Origin of the sequence: Bacillus salipaludis, from assembly GCF_030938565.1 — a bacterium.
GTDB classification, from domain to species: Bacteria; Bacillota; Bacilli; order Bacillales; family Cytobacillaceae; genus Neobacillus; species Neobacillus salipaludis_A.
The window spans coordinates 725,311-748,656 of sequence record NZ_JAVGVR010000001.1 but is presented as its reverse complement, the minus strand read 5'-3'; the positions used below and the strand labels follow the sequence as shown (position 1 = coordinate 748,656).

The following is a 23,346-nucleotide window of genomic DNA, read 5'->3' as shown; positions in this document are numbered from 1 at the left end:
GTGTTTTCCTTCACAGCTTGATTATTGCTTTGCTGGTGGCAACATCGTTAATGCTACACGTCCCTTGTTCATATCAACAGAATCTACCCAAACTGTCACAACATCCCCAACGGACACAATATCTAATGGGTGCTTAACAAATCGATTGCTTAGCTTTGATATATGGACTAATCCATCCTGTTTTACGCCGATGTCAATAAAGGCACCAAAATCAACCACGTTACGAACTGTACCTTGAAGTTCCATCCCAGGTTTCAGATCCTCTAATTTTAAAACATCCTTTTTTAATAGAGGACGGGGTAAGTCATCACGCGGATCTCTTTCCGGTCTTACTAAAGCGTCGATGATATCCTTTAAGGTTAATTCTCCTATCGCTAACTCTTCTGAAACACTTTTTAAGTCTAGGCCATTAAGAGCTTCCTTTAACTCGTCTGCACCTAAATCTTTTGTTGAAAATCCAAGGGTGGATAATAACTTTTTCACTTCATCATAGTTTTCCGGATGAATTCCCGTACGATCCAGAGGCTCTTTTCCATCAATTACCCGCAGGAACCCTATTGCTTGTTCATATGTTTTTGCCCCAAGCCGCGGTACCTTTTTTAGTTGAACTCTGCTTGTAAATTTCCCTTCCTCTTCCCGTTTTTTCACAATATTGTTTGCCGCCGTTTTGGTTAAACCCGCAACATTTTGCAAAAGGGACGATGATGCAGTATTCACATTGACCCCTACACGGTTAACCGCGGTCTCCACCACGAAATTTAGCGATTCTGATAATCGTTTTTGGGAAACATCATGCTGGTATTGACCCACTCCTACAGATTTCGGGTCAATCTTCACCAGCTCAGCAAGCGGGTCCTGTAAGCGCCGGGCAATCGATACAGCACTTCTCTCTTCTACTTGGAAATTCGGAAACTCTTCTCTTGCTAAATCAGATGCGGAGTAAACACTAGCTCCCGCTTCATTGACAATTAAATAAAAAATTTCTTCGTCCATCTCTTTTAAGATATCCGCCACGAACTGCTCTGTTTCTCTTGATGCCGTACCGTTTCCGATGGCAGCCATTTCTACCTTATACTCACGTAAAATTTGGATGAACTTTTCTTTAGCCTCTTTTGTTTTTGAAACCGGTGGATGTGGGTAAATGACATCAATCTTTAGAACCTTTCCAGTTTCATCCACAACAGCAAGTTTACAGCCTGTTCGATATGCCGGATCGACTCCGATTACGACTTTTCCTTTAAGCGGCGGTTGCAAAAGCAAATTCCGAAGATTTTCAGAAAAAATATGTATCGCCTGCTCCTCTGCTTTATCAGTTAGTTCACTGCGAATTTCTCTTTCAATAGAGGGCTGGATTAATCTTTTATAACTATCTTCGATCGCCTCAACTACACTTGGTGCCGCAGGTGAATGCTGATTACGAATCCACTTTTTCGAAAGATAATTCAAGATTAGATCCGTATTCATTTTGATTGAAACTCGTAAAATATCTTCCTTTTCGCCGCGATTAAGAGCTAGAATACGATGGGGCACAATTTTGCTTACAGGTTCTTCATATTCATAATACATTTCATAAACTTTCTTTTCGTCCTTGTCCTCTTCCTTAACTGCTGATGAGACTGTACCAGATTTAAAGGTTTCTTTCCGAACCCATTTTCGCCCTTCAGCATCATCACTTACCCATTCCGCGATGATATCTTTAGCTCCCGCAATGGCATCCTCAACGGAAAGGACTTCTTTTTCTTCAGATAAGAACTCCTGTGCCTTATTTTCCACATTTTCTTTTGTGAAAGTCATAAGCCACTCTGCAAAAGGTTCCAAACCTTTTTCTTTTGCAACGGTTGCTTTTGTTCGGCGTTTTTGTTTATAAGGCCGATATAAATCTTCAACCTCCTGAAGCTTTTCAGCACGGGTGATGCTCTTGTTCAAATCTTCAGTTAGTTTTCCTTGTTCAGCAATGATCCTCAGAACCTCTTCTTTACGTTGTTCGAGGTTTTGAATATACTGCCAGCGTTCTAAAATATTGCGAATCTGCACTTCATCAAGCGCTCCAGTCATTTCCTTACGGTAACGGGCAATAAAAGGTACTGTATTGCCTTCGTTTAGCAAAGAAATCACACTTTTAACTTGCTTGGCGGAAATTGCTTGCTCGGATGCAATCTTACCAAACAACAACTGCTCATCTTTTACGACTGTATCATTCACTTAAACAATCCTCCACTTCATCATTTCCATATTATTGTATCAAATAAAACTGAGCGATTCACCAACCATGGTTTTGCTTTTTTAGCAACAAAAAAGCAAGCCGGCGGGCTTGCTTTCAGCAGAAAAACACAGTAGAAGAGTAGAATATGTATAAAAAAACGCCCTTTCAAAAAGAGCGTGCTTAGCTAAAATTCGATGAGACCGATGCTTACACGCAAGGCATCATCCACTTTTTCCATCATTTCGTCATCGAGATGGGTAATTTTATCGGTTAACCGCTGCTTATCTATTGTACGAATTTGTTCTAAAAGAATGACTGAGTCTCGTTCAAAACCGTAGCGCTTCGCGTCTATTTCAACATGAGTCGGAAGCTTCGCTTTTTGAATTTGAGCTGTAATCGCTGCAACAATAACGGTGGGACTAAACCGATTCCCGATGTCGTTTTGGATGACAAGTACAGGACGGACGCCGCCTTGTTCAGAACCAACAACTGGGGATAGGTCCGCGAAATATACGTCACCACGCTTGACAATCAAAGGATTATCCTCCGCTTACAAGACGTTCTACTGTGTGTTCTGCCTCGTATTCTGCTTGAAATGCTTCAGATGCAATCCTTAAATTAATCTTAGCCATTTCCATATATCCACGTCTCATGGATTCGCGAATTTGTCTTTTTTTACGTTCGCGTAAATACATTTTTGTTGCTTGATAAATAAATTCGCTGCGATTCACATTTTCAAGCTTTACAAAACCATCTAACTCGGTTAAAAGATGTTGCGGTAATTTCACTAAGATCTCCGTAGTTGCGCCGGATTCAGACACAAACATACACCTCCACCATCACTACACACCAATTTTTCTCTGTACCATATTTTATAATAACACTATTCAACCTAAATGCATAGACTAATTATAATACTATTGTATTATAAGCCAATAAAAGATGCTTTTATGCATAAAAAGTCCGCAATAATATAAATATGTTTAAATTTAATAAATACGCCTTCTTTTTTCTAAGGCTCTGTTTAACTTAGTTGTTGATTTCCGCTCTAGGCACAAGCGGTTCGGAGAGCCTCCTCGTCGCTACGCTCCCCAATCAACATAGTTTATTTATCAAAATTAGCGTTTTTTCTAAAGAAGATAGTTTTTTATTTCGGCCGTTTTCCCGCCTTTTATATATAGACGAGGGACTCGATTCGTTATAATACACGGAACCTCGTAATTGATGGTCTCCATTTTTTTTGCAATTTCATTGACAGATATAAACTGATTGTTGTCTTTCCCAATTAACGTTACATTCGTGCCAACAGGTACCTCATGTGGTAGCCGCACCATGAATTGGTCCATACAGATTCTGCCGACAATTGGCACACGTATTCCATTGACTAATACTTCCTGACCCTGCAATTTTCGAATCCACCCATCTGCATAGCCAACGGGCACGGTTCCAATCCATTCATCCCCGCTTGCCTCATACGTAGCACCGTAACTTATTTTATCACCTTTACTCAGTTGTTTTACATGGACAAGTTTTGAGTGCAGTGAAAAGGCTTCATTCAAAGAAAATGGGATTTCAGGTTCCATCTCAAGGGATGGTGTCAATCCGTACATAGCAATCCCCAGACGAACGGCGTTATAAATGCCGCTTTGAAATCTAAGCGTTGCGGCGCTATTACTGCAATGAACATACTTTGGCCGTACCTTCAGCACACTTACCAACTCTTGAAAAAGCTCGAATTGCTGATTGAAATAATTTTGATTCAGTTCATCTGCTGTAGCGAAATGAGTAAAGATTCCTTCAAGGTGAAAACGCTGATCAAGGGATACCAGTTGCTCAAAATCTTCAACTTCTTCTTTACTGCGAATACCAAGTCTACCCATTCCCGTATCCAGCTTTATGTGAACAGACACCCTGCTATCTGTTTTTAAATGTCTTTGGGCTTCAAGCAGCCAATCCTTTTGAAAAACGGTAAGGGTTATTTGTTTATCTGCAGCCATTTGTACATCCTCAGCACGGCTGGCACCTAACACAAGAATCGGTGCTGTTATTCCTTTCTTTCTTAAAGCAAGGGCTTCATCCATAAAGGCAACGGCCAATTGGGTTGCACCTGCATCAAGCGCTTCTCTGGCCACTTGTACATCCCCGTGGCCGTAAGCATTTGCTTTTACAACTGCAATGATTTCCACCTCTTTGGGCAGAAGCTTTTTAACGGACGAAACATTCGTATGAATACAATCCAAGTCTACTTCCGCCCATGTATCTCGATAGAAAAAGCTGCGCTCTTCCATTTTTCCACTTCCTAAAAACGATAATTAAACTCCAATATTATTTTATCATAAAACAATTTAATTGCTCCAAATCAAAAAGAAAACAGGCTCTAAAAGAGCCTGCTACAAGATATCCTATTTAACAGCATCACCCTGTACAGATTGTGCTACTTCAATCATTTCATCCCTTGACAGATTTTTCGAAGCAATCATGTAATCGACCCCGTCTTGTGTCCAAGAAATAGAGTGATCTGATACAGCGCCAATGGTCGTTCCCAAATCTACCAAATCCCCTTCCACGTACGTCGGAGAAGTGGATGCATCTTTCACTGTTACCTTTTCCTGTACAAGTGTAAAGGATTTTTTGCCGTCATAGGTTAATACAACCCGTTTGCCGTCTTCAATGCTTACTTCATCTTCCTTAATTAACTTCGTACCTGAAATTTTGGCTGTTGGATATTTAACCGTAAAAGCAGCATCTTTTGGTTCTGCCATTGCCGGCATTCCAATTTGTGCTCTTGTCATATTCTTTTTCAATTTAAAATCGTCTTTATCAAAGCTTGCATTAAACTTCACTTTTTCAAATTGAACTGTTACAAGTGGATTTCGGTCAGGATCCATTACTTTAACCACTGCCGGTGATAAATCCTTCTTATTTAGTTTAATTTCTTGGAATGGAAGCATGCTATTATTTTGATAGCGTGTTTTCGTTTCAAATACATAGTAGTCCTTGGTTGAGGAGAATTTTGCCTCTTTATCCATCATAATATCTTTAATTAATGATTCATATAGATAGGCCTGGCTGCTGTTTTGCGGCCAATCGCTCTGAAATTTGAAGCTCTTATTTAGGGCTGGAGTTAGAACGAATACCCCTTCGTCATTCCTTAAAATCATTTGACTTTGGTCTTTTTCGGCATTTTTTAGATTTACTCGATAAAACTTCTTGTCCTTTTGCCAGATTTCAACATTATACACTTGAGAATCCGTGCCCATTTTTAGGGTCATTTTTGCATTTACTTTATAACCCGATAGGTCATTAAGTTTACCACTTAACTCTTTTACTACATCACCCTGAGACTTCGACCCACAAGCTGCCAGCAAAAAGATGACCATTAGTCCCGTGATCAGCAGCATCAACTTTTTCCTCATTCCTTCAACCCCTTCTTGTCTCATTTCATATGATTATGGAGAAGAGAAAGGCAGGGGCCAGAATAATCGCTTATCAAAATGACCATAGCTGACCTTGTCTCTCCTAATTCTCTATGAATATATGAGACAACCTTTAGGAATATGCTAATGAGGAGGGTCAAGCAGTTAATTTTTTATCACTTCATTCTCAATAATCACTTGGGCCACGACATATTCCTTGCTATGAGAAATAGATAAATGGCCCTTGATTTCCGGCTTTACCAAATAGGGCTTCCCTAAAGAATCCGAGTCAATTTCAATATCCAAAAAGGACAGCTCTTTTCCAATCCCTGTGCCGACAGCTTTCGAAAAAGCCTCTTTTGCTGCAAATCTTCCGGCTAAAAATTCAACCTGTCTTCGCTCGGAAAGCACCTCGAATTTTTGTTTCTCTTGGTCAGTTAAAATTCGGTCAATTAATTTTCGGTGTCTATGTAATAAATCCTGAACCCGTGACAATTCAATAATATCAATCCCAATCCCTTTAATCATGCTTCATCATCCTTCTATTTTGTTTATAAACAGCATAAATAATAATGTACAAGTCGCAAATGCTCCCGGAGGTACATATATGTTTACAAGAACGGAAACCTTTCGTGAATTTATCCGTTTGTATCCAATTGTTTCTACTATTATTACCATTCATGTAGTCTTATTTCTTTTCACCGTACTGCCTATCTTTCCAAACTACTGGTTTTTTGAACATCTGTCAGGTGTAAACCTTTATATTTTGGAGGGAGAATACTGGCGGCTCATTACACCGACCTTTTTACATAGCGGTTTTACCCATATGCTTTTTAATAGTGTTTCTTTGCTGCTGTTCGGCCCAGCGCTTGAACGAATGCTTGGCGGGGTTAAATTTCTATTGGTCTATCTTGTATCAGGACTGATTGCCAACCTCGCAACGCTTCTCCTTGAGCCGCTCAGCTATACCCACGTCGGCTCAAGTGGAGCAATTTTTGGCCTTTTTGGATATTATGTAGCGATTATTATTTTTCGTAAAAATTGGCTTTCAAGACAAAACTCACATATTATCCTTGTTCTTTGCGTCCTCAGTTTAATTATGACATTTTTACAGCCAAATATTAATATTACCGCCCATTTATTCGGATTACTTGGTGGATTTTTCCTTGGAGTGATTCCTTATTACAACAAAAAGGAGCTTTCCAATTCAATTAAGGATGCTACTTATTGGGCAAGCGGAAAAAGACGACTGTTTACTTCTAAATCCCCCCTAAAAATTTTAATTTGGGGAATCGTTATATCAATCGTCATCATTGGCATTTTCTCTCGAAAATAAAAGGAACCTCCATTCTTGGAGGTTTTTCCCTTTTCAAAGATATTTTTATAAGGAACAGTGAATTCTAACAAAAAGTTCGTGGAGTGAGAAGTATTTCTTTAAACCTATCTTGATTCTTTATTAAATGAAAACTCTGCGTTTTTAAGACTAGCAGCCCTCTTAATTGATTGTTCTACAACATACTGAAAGCCATAAATAATAACCGACAAGAATATACAAATAAAATACCAGGTAGTATGTTTCATCTTTATAAATTTGACAACTCCGAATTTTTTCCCTATATAGGGTAACGGGAAAGCATTTATGACATCCAACACCATATTTGTAAGTAAGTACTTTGGAAAATTTCCGAATGTTAATTTAAAGATCCAAAGTGTTGCTACAAAAAAAGGACCCAATATAAATGTAAAATCTATTGGACCAGGAGATATAGGACTTTTAGTGATCCACCATTTTTTCTTATAACAAATTAGGCTGAATACGCTTAAAAATAAATTGGTAAAGCTTGCTACAGGTAAAAACCTCAAAAAACTTCTTATTCCCATAAAAGGAACGGTTAGCCAAGGAAAAATTAATACAGCTAAAGAGAATGCAACTTTCGTTTTATGCTTAACCATTAAGCTCCCCCTCAAATTGGTATTTCACAGTAATAATTCCATAAATATATAATTTATCCTGACTAACCCAAATATACACGAATTAAATTTATACTCCTCCACTTAACAAATATTTTTAATAGGTCCGTATTTTCTTAATATTCCACATTAGCGACTCAACCCCTGCGGAGAAATGCGCGATAGGACCCACTTGAGATATGTCAAAATGAAAAGGAGAAAAAAGGGTGTTCCTGAATATCTCTATTTCTGCCTTTTGCAACGGCCAAGGCGGATGGTGTATTTCACCGCAATAAATGTTTCCTCCGTTATTCGAACTATAGAGACAATAGCGCTCAGTAAGCCAATGGTCTAGTGTTCCTTCCTTTGGAAAATAAACTTCCGATACCGGAACGTATTTCCCCTTAAATAATATAGGAGTATTAAAATTACCGTTCCGACTACTATGAATATGAAAGGATTGTCCTTCTTTTCGAAAAGAAATTTGTGCCGAATAATACGGTAAATGAAACCATCTTTTTGCAATCTTCAAGGAAGCCCAGTTCTCAACATCAATAGATAAAAAATAAATACCGGGTTTTCCATCGCATGTTACATATGTCCTTACATTCATTTCTGGAAATTTAGGGATTAGGGAAACAGATGATATTCCACGGGGATAGATTCCTTCTAAAACAAATACAATGACACCTAACCATGCGGAACCATTAAACGTATCAATTTGTAAAGAAGAAGGAATATGTGGCCGTAGTATATTAAGTGGAATTGGCCAATGCAAAAACAATAAATTTCTCCAAGTTTGTCGCATAATCCAATATTTTGATGGTAATGGCCAAGACCGATGACTAAGATCATTCATTATATTCATCACATAATCCCCCTGTTTTTATATGTATATAGTTTAGTGTAAATTGAAATTTTAATACGATGTTATATACATAAATCTAGACTATTTTCTAAGTATTATCTTGATATTCATAAGTTTTCCCTTTTTTTGGATATAATAAGATTGATTGACTTTATTATTGAAACTATGCGGAATTTGGAGAAATAACTATGGCAAATATTTTTTATTATTTGACTTTTGGAATGGTAGCAATAATTTTTACGATTTTTATATTCATGCTTCTTGGATGGCGTTGGTTCATGAAACGAATGGTGAAACAAATGGGAAAAATTATTTTAACAGACAGTTATCAAGAAAATATCATGGAGTTGATGCCAGGACTGCGTCATATGGGCATTCAAAATATGCTTGAAAATAGCTTGCGTGCAGAAACTGGTGACGTCCTCCACCGCCCGCTTGGCTCTTCAAAAAAATGGCCGCATTTTGATTCGATTACCTTTATACCTGCCCAAACCTCACCTTTTCCGATTGACGGTGAAGCAGATGTTGATGTGGAAGTAACCATTGGGCCACAAGCAAAAAAACCGATGAAAATAAAAATTCCGTTAATGATCAGCGGCATGGCCTATGGGATTGCACTCAGTGAGGAAGTGAGAATCTCATTAGCACAAGCAGCTAATAATGTTGGAACCGCCATTAATTCTGGTGAGGGGGCAGTTTTACCTGAGGAAATCAATATCGGCGGAAAATATATTTTACAGTTTTCCAAAACAGATTGGTCAAAGGAAGAAAAATTAATTAAGCGGGCCGATATGATCGAAGTTAAGTTAGGGCAAGGAGCATTACTCGGAACCGGCGGGAAAATTTCTCCTAAAAATTTAACAGGCCGTGCCCGTGAACTGATGGGGTTACAGGAAAACGAGGATGCCGTTATTTATGATAATTTTGTAGAGAATCAAACGCTGGATGATTTGAAAGAACTTGTTGATGAGCTTCGTAGTCTCACAGGTGGAGTTCCCATTGGCTCGAAAATAGGAGCTGGCGGGAAAATTGAAGAAGATATTGATCATTTAATCTACATTGGTGTTGATTATATTGCAGTGGATGGCGGTCAAGCAGCAACACATGGTGCCCCTCCTATTTTAGCTGACGACGTCGGAATCCCTACTCTGCATGCAATTGTCAGGGCTGCTAATCATCTTGAAAAGAGAAACATGAAGGGAAAAATTAGTTTAATTGCCTCAGGCGGACTTCTAGTTCCCGGACATTTCTTAAAGGCGCTCGCCCTCGGAGCTGATGCTGTATATTTAGGGTCTGCTATGTTATTTAGCGTCTCACATCCTCAATCCTTAAATGCCCTTCCGTTTGAACCACCGACACAAGCTGTTTGGAATCAAGGGAAATACAAGGATCAATTTAAGATTGACGTAGGAGTAAAATCAGCAGAGAAATTCTTAACAGCAAGTACAGAGGAAATAAAAATGGCATTAAGAGCAATGGGAAAACGCTCTTTAAAAGAGTTATCTAGAATGGATTTAGTTTCCTATGATGAATTAACGGCCAAAATGATTGGAATTCCGTTTTCCTTTGAACCATGGGAGGACAAAAACAGGTGAATATTTAATAAATGATCAAATTATTCGATCCATTTTCTTTACTATCGGAGAAGTGACAATGGCAAACCTATTCTTTTATATATCTTTTACAATGATGTCCCTCCTATTTATCATGTTTTTATTCATGCTCGTCGGCTGGCGCTGGGTGATGAAACTAATCGTGAAAAAGGCCGGGAAAATCATGTTATCTGACAGTTATCAGGAAAATATTATGGAACTAATCCCAGGCCTTCGGCATATGGGCATTCAAAATATGTTGGAAAATAGCTTGAGAGCTGAAACAGGGACTGTCCTTTATCGCCCGCTTGGCGGCTCTTCAAAAAAATGGCCGCATTTGGATCCGATTACCTTTATCCCCGCACAAACATCACCCTTTCCAGTTGATGGTGAAGATGATGTAGATGTTAAGGTAACCATTGGGCCAAGGGCAAAAAAACCAATGGAAATAAAAATTCCACTAATGATCAGTGGAATGGGCTTTGGAATTTCACTTAGTGAACAAGCCAGGCTTTCTTTGGCAACTGCTGCTAAAAAGACAGGAACAGCGATTAATTCAGGGCAAGGTGGAATCCTACCTGAAGAATTAGACTCAGCCGGAAGGTATATTTTACAATTTTCGAAAACAGATTGGGCAAAGGAAGACCATTTATTTAGCCGTGCTGATATGATTGAAATCAAATTGGGCCAGGGTGCAGTAGCGGGAATGGGCGAAAAAATCCCGGCACAAAACTTAACAGGTCGTGCCCGTGATGTAATGGGACTTAAGGAAAATGAGGAAGCAGTCATTCATGAAAACTTTTGGGAAGATCAAACATTAGTCGATTTAAAACTACTCGTGGAGGAACTTCGCGTCCGATCAGGTGGTGTTCCTATAGGTGTCAAAATTGGCGCAGGTGGAAAAATTGAAGAAGATATTGATCATTTAATCTTTATGGGGGTTGACTTTATTACCATTGATGGCGGACAAGCAGCCATGAAGGGTGCACCTCCTATATTATTAGATGATTTTGGAATCCCTACCTTGCATGCAGTAGTCAGAGCGGTAAATCATCTTGAAAAAAGAAAGGTGAAGGGAAAGATTAGTTTAGTCGTTTCAGGAGGACTTTTAGTCCCCGGACATTTTTTAAAAGTGATTGCACTCGGAGCGGACGCTGTATATGTAGGCTCTGCTATGTTGTTTGCTCTTGCACATGATCAAGTATTGAATGCCCTTCCATTTGAACCGCCAACACAAGCTATGTGGTATGACGGCAAGTTCAAGGATCAATTTAAGAGAGAAGATGGGGAAAAAACAGCAGAAAAGTTCTTAACAGCGAGTGCAGAAGAAATGAAAATGGCTTTAAGAGCAATGGGAAAACGCTCTTTAAAAGAGTTGTCAAGAAAGGATTTAGTGTCCTATGATGAGCTGACAGCAAAAATGGTTGGAATTCCATTTTCTTTTGAACCATGGGAAGAAAAACAATTTGAGAAATAAGTGTCCAGAGACATTACTTTTACTCCCGTTCCAATACCAAGTGCATTCTCATTATTTGGGTCGTGATTTAAGTCCCGTTAATGATTATGTTCTTTTCCCAAAAATATTTTTACTAAAAAGGGGGAATTCTAACAAAAAGTTCGTGGAGTGAGAAAGTATGTCCATTTTTTCAAAATTGAAAAGTCTGCAGAAAACCCAAAAGGAAAATAGAAAAGTCTTTTTAGGGTCTGATTTTGAAGTACGAATGGAATGGTTTAGAGACACCTTCCAACAAAGTATTGATATCACCTTTCACGAATTAACGGCAAATCAAACGCGCTGTGGGATTGTGTTTTTACAGTGTATGGTGGATCAGCAATTATTTGATGACCAAGTATTAAAATATATTGTTTCACCTAATTTCGCTGCATCCCCTAATGAATTAATTCATAAAATACTTGATTTACAATCGATCAGCACAATGTGTACGAGCATTCTTACCGATATGCAGGAAGCCTCCGAGAATATTTTGGACGGAAAAGTTGTCGTTTTTTTCGAAGGCGATAGCCGCATGATTGCTTTTCCGCTAACAAGCTTTGAAAAACGAACCGGTAGTGAAACTACAAATGAGAATGTTATCAGGGGACCAAGAGAAGCATTTTTGGAGGATATCCATACAAATGTCACTATGATACGCAGAAGAATAAAATCACCGGATTTAAAAATGGAACAACTTATAATCGGAAAATATACAAAAACGAAAGTCATCATTAGTTATATCGAAGGACTTTGCCGGGATGACTTAATTGAAGAAGTGAAACAAAGGATAAACCGGATAAAAATAGATGGCATTTTGGCGAGCAGCTATATTGAGGAGTGTATCGATGATCGGCCGTTATCACCCTTCCCTCAATCACAAAAAACAGAGCGCCCAGATGTGGCGGCGGCAGCCTTACTGGAAGGGAGAGTGGTTATTTTTGTTGACGGTGACCCGATCCCCCTTATTGCACCTGTTAATTTTTACATGTTTCTCCAAGCCGCTGAGGATTATTACCAACGATATTTTCTTACTAGTTTTATTCGCTTGCTCCGCTACGGCTGGTTAATCGTTTCGCTGACTTTCCCATCCTTTTATATAGCGATTACCACCTTCCATCCGGAAATGATTCCTACGAGTCTTTTATTAAGTGTTGCTGCATCACGTGAGAATGTACCCTTTCCAAGCATCGTGGAAGCATTACTGATGGAACTTGCCTTTGAAGGTTTACGTGAAGCTGGGATTCGTACTCCAAAAGCGGTAGGACAGGCAATCGGTATCCTTGGCGCAATCATCATTGGACAAGCAGCTGTACAAGCAGGGATTGTTTCGGCGATTATGGTCATCATCGTCTCCATAACTGGGATTGCCTCCTTCGTGATACCAGGTTATGATTTAGGATTTTCCGTCCGTTTACTCCGTTTTCCAATCATGATTTTGGCGGGTACCTTCGGAATATTCGGTTTAATGATCGGCGTCATTCTGATTTATATCCATGTGGTAAGCCTGCGTTCGTTTGGCATGCCCTATCTTTCGCCAACAGCACCGCTTAGAATCAGTGATTTAAAGGATATCTTTATCCGGGTTCCATGGTGGATGATGCGTAGCCGGCCCTCCTTTTCCGGGGCAAATGATCAGATTCGCTCAAATATCGAGAAATCCATACTCGAGGATGATGAAGATTAATGAAAAGATTAAAATGGCTCATCTTGTTATGCCCTTTGTTATTAACAGGGTGCTGGTCACAATTAGAACTCAATGAACGAGCGTTTGTTGCAGGCATTTACATTGATAAAGCCGCAAAAGGAAACATGGAGGTAAGTCTTTCTTTTACCCTGCCAAATCGCCTTGTACCTGGTGATCTCGGCGGTGCAGGTTCATCCGGAAAACCATATACAATTCTTTCTGCAACTGGAAAATCGTTTACGGAAGCCTATAAAAAAATACAGGCAACCATAACCAGAAATATCAGCTGGGGACATACAAGGATCATTATCATTAGTGAAGAAATGGCCAGGGATGGTATTAAAGATATATTAGAATTTGTTGTCCGGGAACCAAGTTTGAATATTAATCAGGCTTTATTAATTGCACCGGGAAAAGCAAAGGATATCGAAAAATTAACTCCAATATTTGAACGATTTCCAAGTAGCATTCCCACATCTTTTACGCAAAGAAAGATCACTATGGATACAACAACAAAAGACTTCCTTGAAGCTCATAGCGGTGATATGATTGTCAGCCTTTTATCTAAGAAAATCATGAAAATGCTAAGTGAAGGTGGGAAAGAGGGGCTTTTTGTCAGTCCCGGAGAGATGGCCTTATTTCATAATTACAAAATGGTCGGAAAATTAGACACAAAAGCTGGCCGGGGGGCGTTATGGCTTCGCAACCTGATAAAAGATGCCGAAGTAACCATGAATTCTCCAACAGATCAACATTTGATTAGTTTATTAGTCATGAACGCCAATTCAAAGATTCGCCCTTCCAAAAACAAACCTTTCACTTTTAATGTCGATATAAATGCGGAAGGGCATATTTCTGAATCTCATTCCAATATCAACTTATCAAATGAAAAAAACATAGCTCAACTTGAGCTAACAGCCGAAAAACAAATTCGAAATAGGATTAAAGCCACTTTAAAGGCATCCCAAGAAGAAAAAGCAGATGTTTTTCAATTCGGTGAATATCTATCCTGGTATAAACCAAAAATATGGAAAAAGGTAAAAAATGACTGGCCTGAGGTTTATCATGAAAAGGTGAAATTAAATGTTCACATTGATTTAAAGATTAGACGACTAGGGTCTGAAAATGATCCATTTTGGATAAAGGGAAGAAATTTATGATTTTGATTATCCTTGGCTTTCTCATAATATTTTGTTACGAATGGACGTACTTAAAAAGCAAAAATCGTAAAAAAAGAACCTACTGGATTGTCTTCTGTATAATGGGTGCTTCCTTTTTTTATTGTATTTCGACTATTCTATTCAAACAACTACCTAGCGCAGGTGATTTGATTCAATTTCTTTTTAAACCAATCCAACAAAAAATTATAGGTTAGGTGAACCTTTTTTGAAAACTGAACAGATTTCCCAAAATCAACTACTACTTTTCTTCATTCTTTATTTTTTCTCCACACTGGTTGGATTTGGTGCTAGTCACATGATTCACGTATCCCAGTACGATTCATTACTTGTTCTATGTTTAAGCGCCTTAACAGGGATTATACTTGCCTTTTGTGTCATAAAACTAGCAAAGCGGAGACCTAATGAATTTATCGTCCATTATGGAAGCGAGATTTTCCCCAACTGGATTCATATTCCTTTTATGGCGATTTTCTTTGTTTTCTTTCTGACCAGCAGCGCTCTAATTCTAAGAGAATATGAAGATTTTATTGTCCAAATTTATCTTCCCAAGACGCCGAATTGGGCGGTTGGCTGCATGTTTGGAGTGGTAGTAGCCGTCACAGCGCGATTAGGATTTGAAAATTTATTCCGGATCGCACAAGGGTTGTTTTATTTAGTTATTTTAGGGAATATAGGAAATCTACTTTTTATCGGCAAGGAATTGCGCTGGGAACGCTGGATGGCCTTTATTACCAATCATAGCGGACAAGGAATCTTAATGGGCGGCTACTCCACTGCTCATTTTTTTGGAGAGGCTATTATTTTACTTTTTTTATTTCCCTATTTGACGCAAAAACACAAAACATTTAAATCCATTATCTTGGCATCGTTTTTCTCTATACTATTTATTTCATCCAATATCATTTGGCTATTATTGCTGTTTGGACCGAATTTGGCAAGTCACCTGACCTATCCAATGTTAGAAATGATTCGCTATATCCGTATCGCTGATTTCATCCAAAATCTAGACCATTTATTAATTTCTATCTGGGCCACAACAGTTTTTATAAAAGTTACTCTTTTTTTTACGATTTCAGTTCAAATTCTTTCCCAGCTATTTCGCTTGAAAGATCACCGGCCCCTTGTGTTTTCGTTAACAGCAGTAATGATTTCCTTATCCCTAAACATAGCAAGCGGATTTGCTGAAATGACCAGCCTTTTTACTGACTCATTTCCTACCCTTTCTTACTTTATGGAGCTTATTCCTTTACTATATTTAGTCATGGACACAATCAAACAATCCATAAAGAAGAAAACGGAAAAAAGTTAAAAACGAGCGAAAAGAGCATGAACAAGATGTCCATGCTCTTTCCTATTTTAATGATTATAGCTTCTTGGCTTTGATTTTCCAGACGTTCTTTTTTCACCGCTTCTTGGTTTTACCGGTGATTTCTTTCTGCGGTCGGAATTAAACCCTCTAGAATCGTCTCTTCTTCTGCGGTCCCGATCCTGCGATCTTCTTTCCCTTTTTTGCGGAAGAGGTTGTTCCTCTGTTAACTTAACAGGAGTAGTATCTGGTTCCTTCGTTAACATTTTCAAAACAGCTGCAACAACAGTGGAAGCGTCGTTTGCTTCAAGTAATTCTTCGGCAGCCGCTTTGTAATATTGAAGGTTATTGGCTTCAATTGTCTGAACAATTTTGTCCACTACTGCACGCTGCTGTCCTTCTAATGCTTCATCAAGGGTTGGCGGCTTCATTCTTTCCATCTTACGTTTTGTAGTTTTTTCAACCACATTCAGGTAAGATTTTTCCCGTGGTGTAATAAAGGTCATCGCAACCCCTGTTTTACCCGCACGGCCAGTACGTCCAATACGGTGAACATAGCTTTCAGGATCTTGAGGAATATCAAAATTATAAACATGGGTTACACCAGAAATATCAAGACCTCTTGCTGCTACATCCGTTGCTACAAGGACATCAATCGAGCCTTCTTTAAATTTACGAAGGACAGAAAGACGTTTTGCCTGACTAAGGTCGCCATGAATTCCTTCAGCCGTATAGCCTCTAAGGTTTAAAGCTTCAGATAACTCATCGACACGGCGTTTCGTCCGTCCGAAAATAATCGCTAGTTCTGGTGATTGGATATCCAAAAGTCTTGTTAACACATCAAATTTATTTTTTTCCTGCACTTCCACATAGTATTGTTCAATGGAAGGAACAGTCATTTCTTTAGCTTTGACACGAACAATCTGAGGATCCTTCATAAACTTTTCAGCCATTCGCTGAATCGGTCCCGGCATGGTTGCTGAGAACAGTAATGTTTGGCGCTCGGTAGGGATTTCCGCTAAAATCGTTTCAATATCTTCAATGAATCCCATGTTTAACATTTCGTCTGCTTCATCTAGGATGGCTGTATGAACATGGTCTAAGCGAAGTGTCTTTCTGTTGATATGGTCAAGTACACGGCCTGGTGTCCCAACAATAATATGTGGGGCCTTTTTTAAAGAACGGATTTGGCGGCCAATATCCTGTCCTCCGTAAATTGGTAATACACGAACTCTTTTACCTGAACCGATTTTGTATAATTCTTCTGATACTTGAATCGCAAGCTCGCGGGTAGGAGCAATAATAATCCCCTGGATTGCCTCTACACTTGTATCCACTTTTTCTACCAATGGAATTCCAAATGCAGCTGTTTTTCCTGTTCCTGTTTGAGCCTGGCCGATCAAATCCTTATTTTCTAAGCTCAATGGAATCGTTTCTGCCTGGATTGGCGTTGCTTCCTCAAAACCCATTTTGAGGACAGCCTTTAATGTTTCCTGGCTAATACCTAAATCTTGAAACTTCGTCAATGTTTTCATTCTCCTTCATCTATTTAAAAATTGTATTTATGCTGAATGTATCGTGACGCATCAAAATGCCCAAATTTATTTTATCAAAAAAAGACATTCCTCCAAAGGAGTATGCCCTTATTTCCTCGTTCTTAAGACACGTTGATTATTATCATACCACTATTCCTTGTATATTGCAATCAAAGCTAGTTTTACCAACCTTAATACTCGGATAAAAAATCATACACCTGGGAAAATAGGGCGGCTTTTTCCTCACAGTGACAAATATGATGTTGGGAATCCTTAATATAAGTAATCCGCTTCTTTTTTGAATTAATGGTCCGATACAAATATTCAGCACTTTTTGGCGGCACCATTCCATCGCATTCCCCTTGAGCAATTAAGGTCGGCACTTCTACTTGATACAAAAGTGGTTTAATAAAGGAGACAAGTTGACGAAATTGCAAGGTAGCCGCTATTGGGGTTGCTTTTATTTTTCTTAAATAACGCTGAAATAATTCATTCTCCCTCAAGTTTCCTCTTAGAGAGTCGATCAGCATTCTTTTTAATTCCACCGCCATTTGTTTTGGATTAATATAGAGGGCGGCGGCACTTAACAAAATAAGCCTTTTAACAGGATAATTGGCTGCTAAATAGGCCGCAATTAAGCCCCCCATTGAAAAACCAATGACATAAACTTCTTCACAGGTTTGAAGGAGCTTCTTTAATTCATCCTCGGCACATTCAATCCATTGCTGATACTGAACCCCTTTTAATGAAAGTGTTTCACCATGACCCGGAAGTGTGGGCACACAAAAGCACCAATCGGTCCGTTCCGATAAATACTCCACCAGCGGTTCTACTTCATAAGGGGCTCCCGTAAAGCCGTGAATACATAAGCAGCCAATCATTTTACTCACCTGCTATTTTTGTAAATAACTTACAACTTCTTCTAATTTCATCCCGCGGGATGCCTTAACAAGCACTAAAGACTCTTGGTTTACATTGTTTACCAATTCGCGAATTAACTCCTTTTTATCCGTAAAGGCGAAAACCCGATTTTCTCCTAAAACTGCACGTGCACCCTTAGCGATATGAGCTCCTAATTGACCGTAAGTAAACAATAAATCAATTTTATTTGGATTTAGCCCCTGACCAATTTGCAAATGATATTGTTCTTCCTGCGGCCCTAATTCCAGCATATCACCTAATACAAGGATTTTTTTATCATACCCTTGAAGATTCGATACTAATTCAATCGCAGCAATCATCGATGTCGGACTGGCATTGTAAGCATCATTAATAATTTTTTCCCCATGCTTACCTTCAACAAGCTCCATTCTCATATTTGTAAGCTTGATCCCAGCTAAACCTTCATTCATTTTTTCAAACGGAAGATTAAAATGTCTGGCAATCAACATGGAGGCAAGCGCATTTAAAATATTGTGCGTTCCCAAAACGGGAAGCATAAAGCTTTCGGTTGAAGCATTCGTCTTAAACCGGTTACCATGATCGATTTGAATAATGTCTGTTGGGAATAAATCATTGGTTTCATTCCTTCCAAAGGTCTGTACCTCGACATTACCTTTATATCGATGGATTCTTTCCATTAACAATGGTTCATCCCCATGCAATACAGCTAGTCCACCCTCTTTTAAGCCTTGCAAAATTTCAAGCTTCGCTTCAGCAATTCCCTCTCTAGAACCAAGGTCAAGCAAATGGGATTCACCAATATTCGTGATAACGACGGCATCCGGGCAGGCGAGTTTGGTGAGAAATTCAATTTCACCACGTCCGCTCATCCCCATTTCCAAAACAGCAATTTGGGTATCTTCTTCCAATCCTAATATCGTAAGTGGAAGACCAATTTGATTATTATAATTACCTTCCGTTTTTTGAACTTTATATTGGGTCGAAAGCAGACCAGCAGTTAAATCCTTTGTGGTTGTTTTTCCGTTACTGCCGGTGATTCCTACCACCTTTATATTCAGTTCCAGACGGTAGCTTCTTGCTAATTCCTGTAAAGCTGTTAAACAATCATCAACAATTAAAATCGGCAGATGCTCTGGCGGGTTTGGAACATCGCTTTGCCAAAGAGCAGCTGCAGCACCTTTTTGGATGGATTCCTCTACAAATTTATGGCCATCTACCCGTTCCCCTTTAAAGGGTACGAACAAGCTTCCTGCTTCAATTTGCCTTGAATCAATGACAACTTCTTGGACGACTACATCTTTAAAAGGAGTGATATCATTTTTTACCGTGATCATGTTAGCGATTTGGCTAAGAGTTCTTTTCATCCTTTTTCCCTCCTCTATTCAATTGATTCTCAAAAGAACGGACACGGCGAAAAGCCGTGCCGTACACATTTATTGTCTAGCTCCTGCGCCAAGCCCTTCAGGGAAAAAATGAACTGCTCTTTTTTCCTAGGTCACTTCGGCACTGAGCAAGGAACATCGCTTTTCGTTTAGAAAGTATATTTAATCTGTTGTTTTTCGTTATGTCTGTCTTTTGCAAGATTGACAAGGCGCTCAATTAATTGTGGGTATTCCACCCCAGTGTGCTTCCATAACAGCGGGAACATACTAAATGGAGTAAAACCAGGCATTGTATTTACTTCGTTAATTAATGCTCTTCCATCCTTTGTTAAGAAGAAATCAGCACGAACCAACCCCGAACAATCCAACGCTTTAAATGCCTGAATTGCCATTGCTTTAATTTGTTTATATTCATCCTCTGTAATTTCAGCAGGAATTATCAACGCGGTTTCGCCATCTTCATATTTCGCTTTATAATCATAAAAATCTTTTTTCGGTACAATTTCTCCTGCTACGGAACATTCCGGCTCATCATTTCCTAGAATACCCACTTCAATTTCACGGGCAGTTACACCTTCTTCGATAATCACCTTGCGATCAAATTGGAAGGCTTCCGCAAAAGCTGTTTCCAATTCTGCACGATTCCGGCATTTACTAATTCCAACACTTGATCCAAGATTAGCTGGCTTTACAAAACATGGATAACCTAGTGCTTCCTCAACCTTTGCATAAGCAACTTCTTTTTCCTTTTGCCATTCACTTTTAATAAAAGCAACATAGTTTACTTGGGCGAGCCCGGCTTGTGCAAATACATTTTTCATCATCACTTTATCCATACCGGCTGCGGAAGCAAGTACCCCATTTCCGGCATAGGGAAGATTTAATAGTTCTAATAATCCTTGTACCGTACCATCTTCCCCATTTGGTCCGTGCAATAGCGGAAAGATGACGTCAAGAGGGGCTTGTTCCTGTTTATTTCCTTCAAATAAAGCAGGGGCTAAAGAAAGTGGGGATAATTCATCCCCCCCGGTAAACTCAAGTTCCTTAACATTCTCAACAGGAGCTTGCAGCTGCGCACCCTTAATCCACTGACCTTCTTCATTTATGTAAATTGGATGAATTTCAAATTTTTCCAGGTCCAGCGCGCGAATGACTGCCATCGCCGTTTGCATAGATACTTTATGTTCAGCGGATTTTCCTCCGTATAATAAACCCAGTTTCGTTTTCATGATAAACCTCCATTTTAAATACTGTTTTTATTTTAGCACTTTCTCAAAAATTTAAGGAATGATGTGATAATCTTTTTTATATTTTATGAAATCAAGTGCTTGATTCAAAACAATCAAAAATAAAATCTCTCCAAATTATCAGGAGAGATTAGCGAACATTCAATTTCCACTCTTTTGTTTTTTTATCAAAAATGATTTTAGCATGATATGGTTCTTTTGAAATAATTTCATATTCCTCATACATATCATCCATATTGGCAAAATCACCAATTACCCAGATTGGAATTTCAATCTTTGTACGCTGTTGATCTGCATCTTTCATCGAAATGCAGATTCCCTCTTTTATAAACGGAGTTAAGGAAAGAAGAATCTCCTTGTTTACGGACGGATAGATGCGTTTTTTTCTTAAACCTAAAAGGGATTTCTCCAATTTCAGTTTACTTACTTTTCCGGAAATGGCCTCGCTAAGTAAATGAAAAAAGTCCTTAAAGCTGCGATAATAAATTTTGTTAAACCAGCCATCATCATGGGCTAAATACACAAACCGATTTCCGAGCTTATTATAGAAGGGCAATTTTAAATGTTGCTTTAAATGACCCAAATATAATAATTCTGCAATTTCCTGTCCTGTTAGCTCATTTAAAACCTCTTCTTCAATAAAATCAATCCAGCAAAAATCTCCATATCCGTATACATCTTCCCCAGCTAATTTTTTTACACGATCCTCCGGACAATATTCAAGCAGCGTATGCATATTAAACTCAGTATCATCAAAACGGTGCTTTAATAAAAGCAAATGGTTTAATGAATCTGAAAAAGCAGCAGCAAATTCATCGAATTCAATTCCGTAGGACATTACATACTGATCCGATTGATTTAAGTGTACATAAATAAGATCCCGTATGTCTTGATGATGCTTTTTCAAGGCCAAACTCCTCCGAAAGTTAAAAATTTATCTTAAAAGGACAGCTATCGTAAAAACTGCCTATGTGTTATTCCTTATCATTTTACCAAAGAATAGGTCAAATAGCTTATTTCAATTCTTTTACAATTTTAAAGCTTTGATGATGAAAATTGCAAATGGATTATCATAAAAGTAACTGTTTTTAAAATATCAATGGATTCTTATTTATTAACATATACTAGTAAAGATTCGAAAAAACATTTCCGTCTCCCCTGTTATCAAACCTGCGGGGTAGAAAGGAGCTTTAATCCATGATTAAGAATATGACTCAGGCTGAGATTAGCCTTCATATTATTAAAGTTTTAAAAGAAAATAAAAAAGCTGAATTTGAAGCGATTCTTGAGGAATTGCAGCCCTATGATATTGCGAAAATTTATGAGGGATTACCGGAGAAGCATAAAGCTAAGTTTCTCTTATTTCTTAAAAATGATCTTCTCGCTGACCTAATGGAAGAGCTTGATAAGGATGAACAGCTCGAGGTATTAAATAAGCTTGGAATTGAAAAGTCGAGCAAGATTCTTGATTTAATGGATAATGACGACCTTGCCTTACTATTACATGAACTATCCCCAGAAAAGATGGATTCGCTTTTGTCCGGAATGAAGGCGGAGGAATCTACCGCTGTTAAAGACATCCTAAATTATCCGCCGGAAACAGCAGGTAGAATCATGACAAATCGGTTTGTCTGGATTCGAAATTATTTTTCTGTCAGGGAGGCCGTCGATAAATTAAAGATTTTCGCAGAATTTGCTGAAACCATTAATTATTTATATGTGATTGATGAAGAGCGCAAACTGGTTGGCGTTGTTTCCTATCGTGATTTATTATTGGCTGATATGGATGAAAAGATCAATGACATTATGTATGAACGGGTTATTTCTGTTCTAGTGGCGACTGACCAGGAAGTAGTGGCCAGAACAGCAGAACGTTATGACTTCTTAGCCATTCCTGTTGTGGATGATAAAAATGTCCTCGTTGGGATTGTGACGGTCGATGACATTATCGATGTTGTGATAAGAGAAGCAAATGAAGATATTGAAAAACTATCTGCTTCGGGGAAAGCGATTGACTTTGATACAAAAATTTTTGTTGCTGCTGCACGAAGATTACCATGGTTAATTTTACTTTTATTTATCGGTCTCATTTCCGGAAGGATCATCTCAAGCTTTGAAGATACGTTAAAACAAGTGGTTGCATTAGCCTTTTTTATGCCGATGATTGCTGGCATGACTGGAAACACTGGGACACAATCCCTAGCGGTTGTCGTTCGCGGACTAATCTCCCATGATATTGATAAAGGAGTGGTTACCCGGCTGATTGCTCGTGAGTTTGGGGTTGGGATTACGATTGGGGTTACCTGCGCTGTGCTAATCTCAGTTATTGCCTACATCTGGCAGGGGAATATGATACTTGGTGCGGTGGTGGGCTGCTCCCTCTTTTTCACACTTATAATCGGAACGCTGGCAGGAACCATCATTCCTCTAATTTTATACCGCTTTAATGTTGACCCTGCCGTTGCATCCGGCCCGCTGATCACCACCTTAAATGATATCTTTTCCTTAATGACCTACTTTGGTATCGCATCAATGTTTTTGCATTACCTCATCTAAGTTTTTTGAAACCATCAACCTGTTTCAT

20 protein-coding genes are annotated in these 23,346 nt (G+C 38.8%); 7 read left to right on the top strand and 13 right to left on the bottom strand.

Annotation, left to right across the window (positions count from 1 at the left end; all coding sequences use genetic code 11):
- Window positions 1–21: 21 nt before the first annotated feature.
- The 6 genes from RCG21_RS03710 to acpS all read right to left on the bottom strand — a co-directional run bounded on the left by RCG21_RS03710 (window position 22) and on the right by acpS (window position 6,147).
- Complete coding sequence (locus RCG21_RS03710) at window positions 22–2,202, bottom strand: Tex family protein (protein WP_133339270.1); 2,181 nt, start codon at window positions 2,200–2,202, stop codon at window positions 22–24.
- Between the two features lie 185 nt (window positions 2,203–2,387).
- A complete protein-coding gene (locus RCG21_RS03705; protein ID WP_026574157.1) occupies window positions 2,388–2,738 on the bottom strand; it encodes a type II toxin-antitoxin system PemK/MazF family toxin in 351 nt (116 codons plus the stop codon).
- Window positions 2,739–2,742: 4 nt separating this feature from the next.
- Entirely contained in the window at window positions 2,743–3,024 is a 282-nt protein-coding gene (locus RCG21_RS03700) for a CopG family ribbon-helix-helix protein (RefSeq protein WP_026574158.1), read from the bottom strand.
- Window positions 3,025–3,333: 309 nt separating this feature from the next.
- On the bottom strand, window positions 3,334–4,491 hold the full coding sequence (alr, locus tag RCG21_RS03695; RefSeq protein ID WP_133339272.1) for an alanine racemase: 1,158 nt from the start codon (window positions 4,489–4,491) through the stop codon (window positions 3,334–3,336).
- Window positions 4,492–4,605: 114 nt separating this feature from the next.
- On the bottom strand, window positions 4,606–5,619 hold the full coding sequence (locus RCG21_RS03690) for a LolA family protein (protein ID WP_133339274.1): 1,014 nt from the start codon (window positions 5,617–5,619) through the stop codon (window positions 4,606–4,608).
- Between the two features lie 165 nt (window positions 5,620–5,784).
- On the bottom strand, window positions 5,785–6,147 hold the full coding sequence (gene acpS / locus RCG21_RS03685) for a holo-ACP synthase (protein WP_133339276.1): 363 nt from the start codon (window positions 6,145–6,147) through the stop codon (window positions 5,785–5,787).
- A 79-nt stretch (window positions 6,148–6,226) separates the two neighbouring features.
- Here acpS and RCG21_RS03680 point away from each other — a divergent pair, with 79 nt between their 5' ends.
- A complete protein-coding gene (locus RCG21_RS03680) occupies window positions 6,227–6,955 on the top strand; it encodes a rhomboid family intramembrane serine protease (RefSeq protein WP_133339278.1) in 729 nt (242 codons plus the stop codon).
- Window positions 6,956–7,059: 104 nt separating this feature from the next.
- Here RCG21_RS03680 and RCG21_RS03675 read toward each other — a convergent pair whose 3' ends face one another.
- Both RCG21_RS03675 and RCG21_RS03670 read right to left on the bottom strand, forming a co-directional pair.
- Complete coding sequence (locus RCG21_RS03675; RefSeq protein WP_133339280.1) at window positions 7,060–7,572, bottom strand: hypothetical protein; 513 nt, start codon at window positions 7,570–7,572, stop codon at window positions 7,060–7,062.
- A 115-nt stretch (window positions 7,573–7,687) separates the two neighbouring features.
- Window positions 7,688–8,437 (bottom strand): YqjF family protein, encoded by a 750-nt coding sequence (locus RCG21_RS03670; RefSeq protein WP_308912882.1) that lies wholly within the window; start codon window positions 8,435–8,437, stop codon window positions 7,688–7,690.
- A gap of 188 nt (window positions 8,438–8,625) precedes the next feature.
- On the opposite strand from RCG21_RS03670, the gene RCG21_RS03665 reads away from it, so the two are divergent.
- The 5 genes from RCG21_RS03665 to RCG21_RS03645 all read left to right on the top strand — a co-directional run bounded on the left by RCG21_RS03665 (window position 8,626) and on the right by RCG21_RS03645 (window position 15,698).
- A complete protein-coding gene (locus tag RCG21_RS03665) occupies window positions 8,626–10,032 on the top strand; it encodes an FMN-binding glutamate synthase family protein (protein ID WP_133339284.1) in 1,407 nt (468 codons plus the stop codon).
- Between the two features lie 58 nt (window positions 10,033–10,090).
- Entirely contained in the window at window positions 10,091–11,506 is a 1,416-nt protein-coding gene (locus tag RCG21_RS03660) for an FMN-binding glutamate synthase family protein (RefSeq protein ID WP_308912881.1), read from the top strand.
- Window positions 11,507–11,663: 157 nt separating this feature from the next.
- A complete protein-coding gene (locus RCG21_RS03655) occupies window positions 11,664–13,208 on the top strand; it encodes a spore germination protein (protein ID WP_133339288.1) in 1,545 nt (514 codons plus the stop codon).
- Window positions 13,208–14,368, top strand: coding sequence for a Ger(x)C family spore germination protein (locus RCG21_RS03650; protein WP_133339290.1), 1,161 nt, complete (start codon window positions 13,208–13,210; stop codon window positions 14,366–14,368). Before RCG21_RS03655 ends, RCG21_RS03650 begins: the two co-directional genes overlap by 1 nt.
- Window positions 14,369–14,594: 226 nt before the next feature.
- Complete coding sequence (locus tag RCG21_RS03645) at window positions 14,595–15,698, top strand: GerAB/ArcD/ProY family transporter (protein ID WP_133339292.1); 1,104 nt, start codon at window positions 14,595–14,597, stop codon at window positions 15,696–15,698.
- Between the two features lie 47 nt (window positions 15,699–15,745).
- Here RCG21_RS03645 and cshA read toward each other — a convergent pair whose 3' ends face one another.
- The 5 genes from cshA to RCG21_RS03620 all read right to left on the bottom strand — a co-directional run bounded on the left by cshA (window position 15,746) and on the right by RCG21_RS03620 (window position 21,669).
- Window positions 15,746–17,221, bottom strand: coding sequence for a degradosome RNA helicase CshA (gene cshA, locus RCG21_RS03640; protein WP_133339294.1), 1,476 nt, complete (start codon window positions 17,219–17,221; stop codon window positions 15,746–15,748).
- A 200-nt stretch (window positions 17,222–17,421) separates the two neighbouring features.
- Window positions 17,422–18,111, bottom strand: a complete 690-nt coding sequence (locus RCG21_RS03635; RefSeq protein WP_133339295.1) for an alpha/beta hydrolase — start codon at window positions 18,109–18,111, stop codon at window positions 17,422–17,424.
- Window positions 18,112–18,123: 12 nt separating this feature from the next.
- The gene (locus tag RCG21_RS03630) at window positions 18,124–19,497 is read right to left on the bottom strand and encodes a UDP-N-acetylmuramoyl-tripeptide--D-alanyl-D-alanine ligase (RefSeq protein WP_308912880.1); all 1,374 of its coding nucleotides are present in this window, start codon (window positions 19,495–19,497) and stop codon (window positions 18,124–18,126) included.
- 167 nt (window positions 19,498–19,664) lie between these two features.
- Complete coding sequence (locus tag RCG21_RS03625) at window positions 19,665–20,744, bottom strand: D-alanine--D-alanine ligase (protein ID WP_133339298.1); 1,080 nt, start codon at window positions 20,742–20,744, stop codon at window positions 19,665–19,667.
- Between the two features lie 148 nt (window positions 20,745–20,892).
- Window positions 20,893–21,669 (bottom strand): hypothetical protein, encoded by a 777-nt coding sequence (locus RCG21_RS03620; RefSeq protein WP_133339300.1) that lies wholly within the window; start codon window positions 21,667–21,669, stop codon window positions 20,893–20,895.
- A gap of 290 nt (window positions 21,670–21,959) precedes the next feature.
- On the opposite strand from RCG21_RS03620, the gene mgtE reads away from it, so the two are divergent.
- On the top strand, window positions 21,960–23,318 hold the full coding sequence (gene mgtE, locus RCG21_RS03615) for a magnesium transporter (protein WP_133339302.1): 1,359 nt from the start codon (window positions 21,960–21,962) through the stop codon (window positions 23,316–23,318).
- Window positions 23,319–23,346 lie beyond the last annotated feature (28 nt).

Excerpts from the sequence above, each read along its gene's own strand:
- alr (WP_133339272.1), bottom strand. The coding sequence starts at position 4,491 with ATGGAAGAGCGCAGCTTTTTCTATCGAGATACATGGGCGGAAGTAGAC.
- RCG21_RS03690 (WP_133339274.1), bottom strand. The coding sequence starts at position 5,619 with ATGAGGAAAAAGTTGATGCTGCTGATCACGGGACTAATGGTCATCTTT.
- acpS (WP_133339276.1), bottom strand. The coding sequence starts at position 6,147 with ATGATTAAAGGGATTGGGATTGATATTATTGAATTGTCACGGGTTCAG.
- RCG21_RS03680 (WP_133339278.1), top strand. The coding sequence starts at position 6,227 with ATGTTTACAAGAACGGAAACCTTTCGTGAATTTATCCGTTTGTATCCA.
- RCG21_RS03675 (WP_133339280.1), bottom strand. The coding sequence starts at position 7,572 with ATGGTTAAGCATAAAACGAAAGTTGCATTCTCTTTAGCTGTATTAATT.
- RCG21_RS03670 (WP_308912882.1), bottom strand. The coding sequence starts at position 8,437 with ATGAATATAATGAATGATCTTAGTCATCGGTCTTGGCCATTACCATCA.
- RCG21_RS03665 (WP_133339284.1), top strand. The coding sequence starts at position 8,626 with ATGGCAAATATTTTTTATTATTTGACTTTTGGAATGGTAGCAATAATT.
- RCG21_RS03660 (WP_308912881.1), top strand. The coding sequence starts at position 10,091 with ATGGCAAACCTATTCTTTTATATATCTTTTACAATGATGTCCCTCCTA.
- RCG21_RS03655 (WP_133339288.1), top strand. The coding sequence starts at position 11,664 with ATGTCCATTTTTTCAAAATTGAAAAGTCTGCAGAAAACCCAAAAGGAA.
- RCG21_RS03650 (WP_133339290.1), top strand. The coding sequence starts at position 13,208 with ATGAAAAGATTAAAATGGCTCATCTTGTTATGCCCTTTGTTATTAACA.
- RCG21_RS03635 (WP_133339295.1), bottom strand. The coding sequence starts at position 18,111 with ATGATTGGCTGCTTATGTATTCACGGCTTTACGGGAGCCCCTTATGAA.
- RCG21_RS03630 (WP_308912880.1), bottom strand. The coding sequence starts at position 19,497 with ATGAAAAGAACTCTTAGCCAAATCGCTAACATGATCACGGTAAAAAAT.
- RCG21_RS03625 (WP_133339298.1), bottom strand. The coding sequence starts at position 20,744 with ATGAAAACGAAACTGGGTTTATTATACGGAGGAAAATCCGCTGAACAT.
- mgtE (WP_133339302.1), top strand. The coding sequence starts at position 21,960 with ATGATTAAGAATATGACTCAGGCTGAGATTAGCCTTCATATTATTAAA.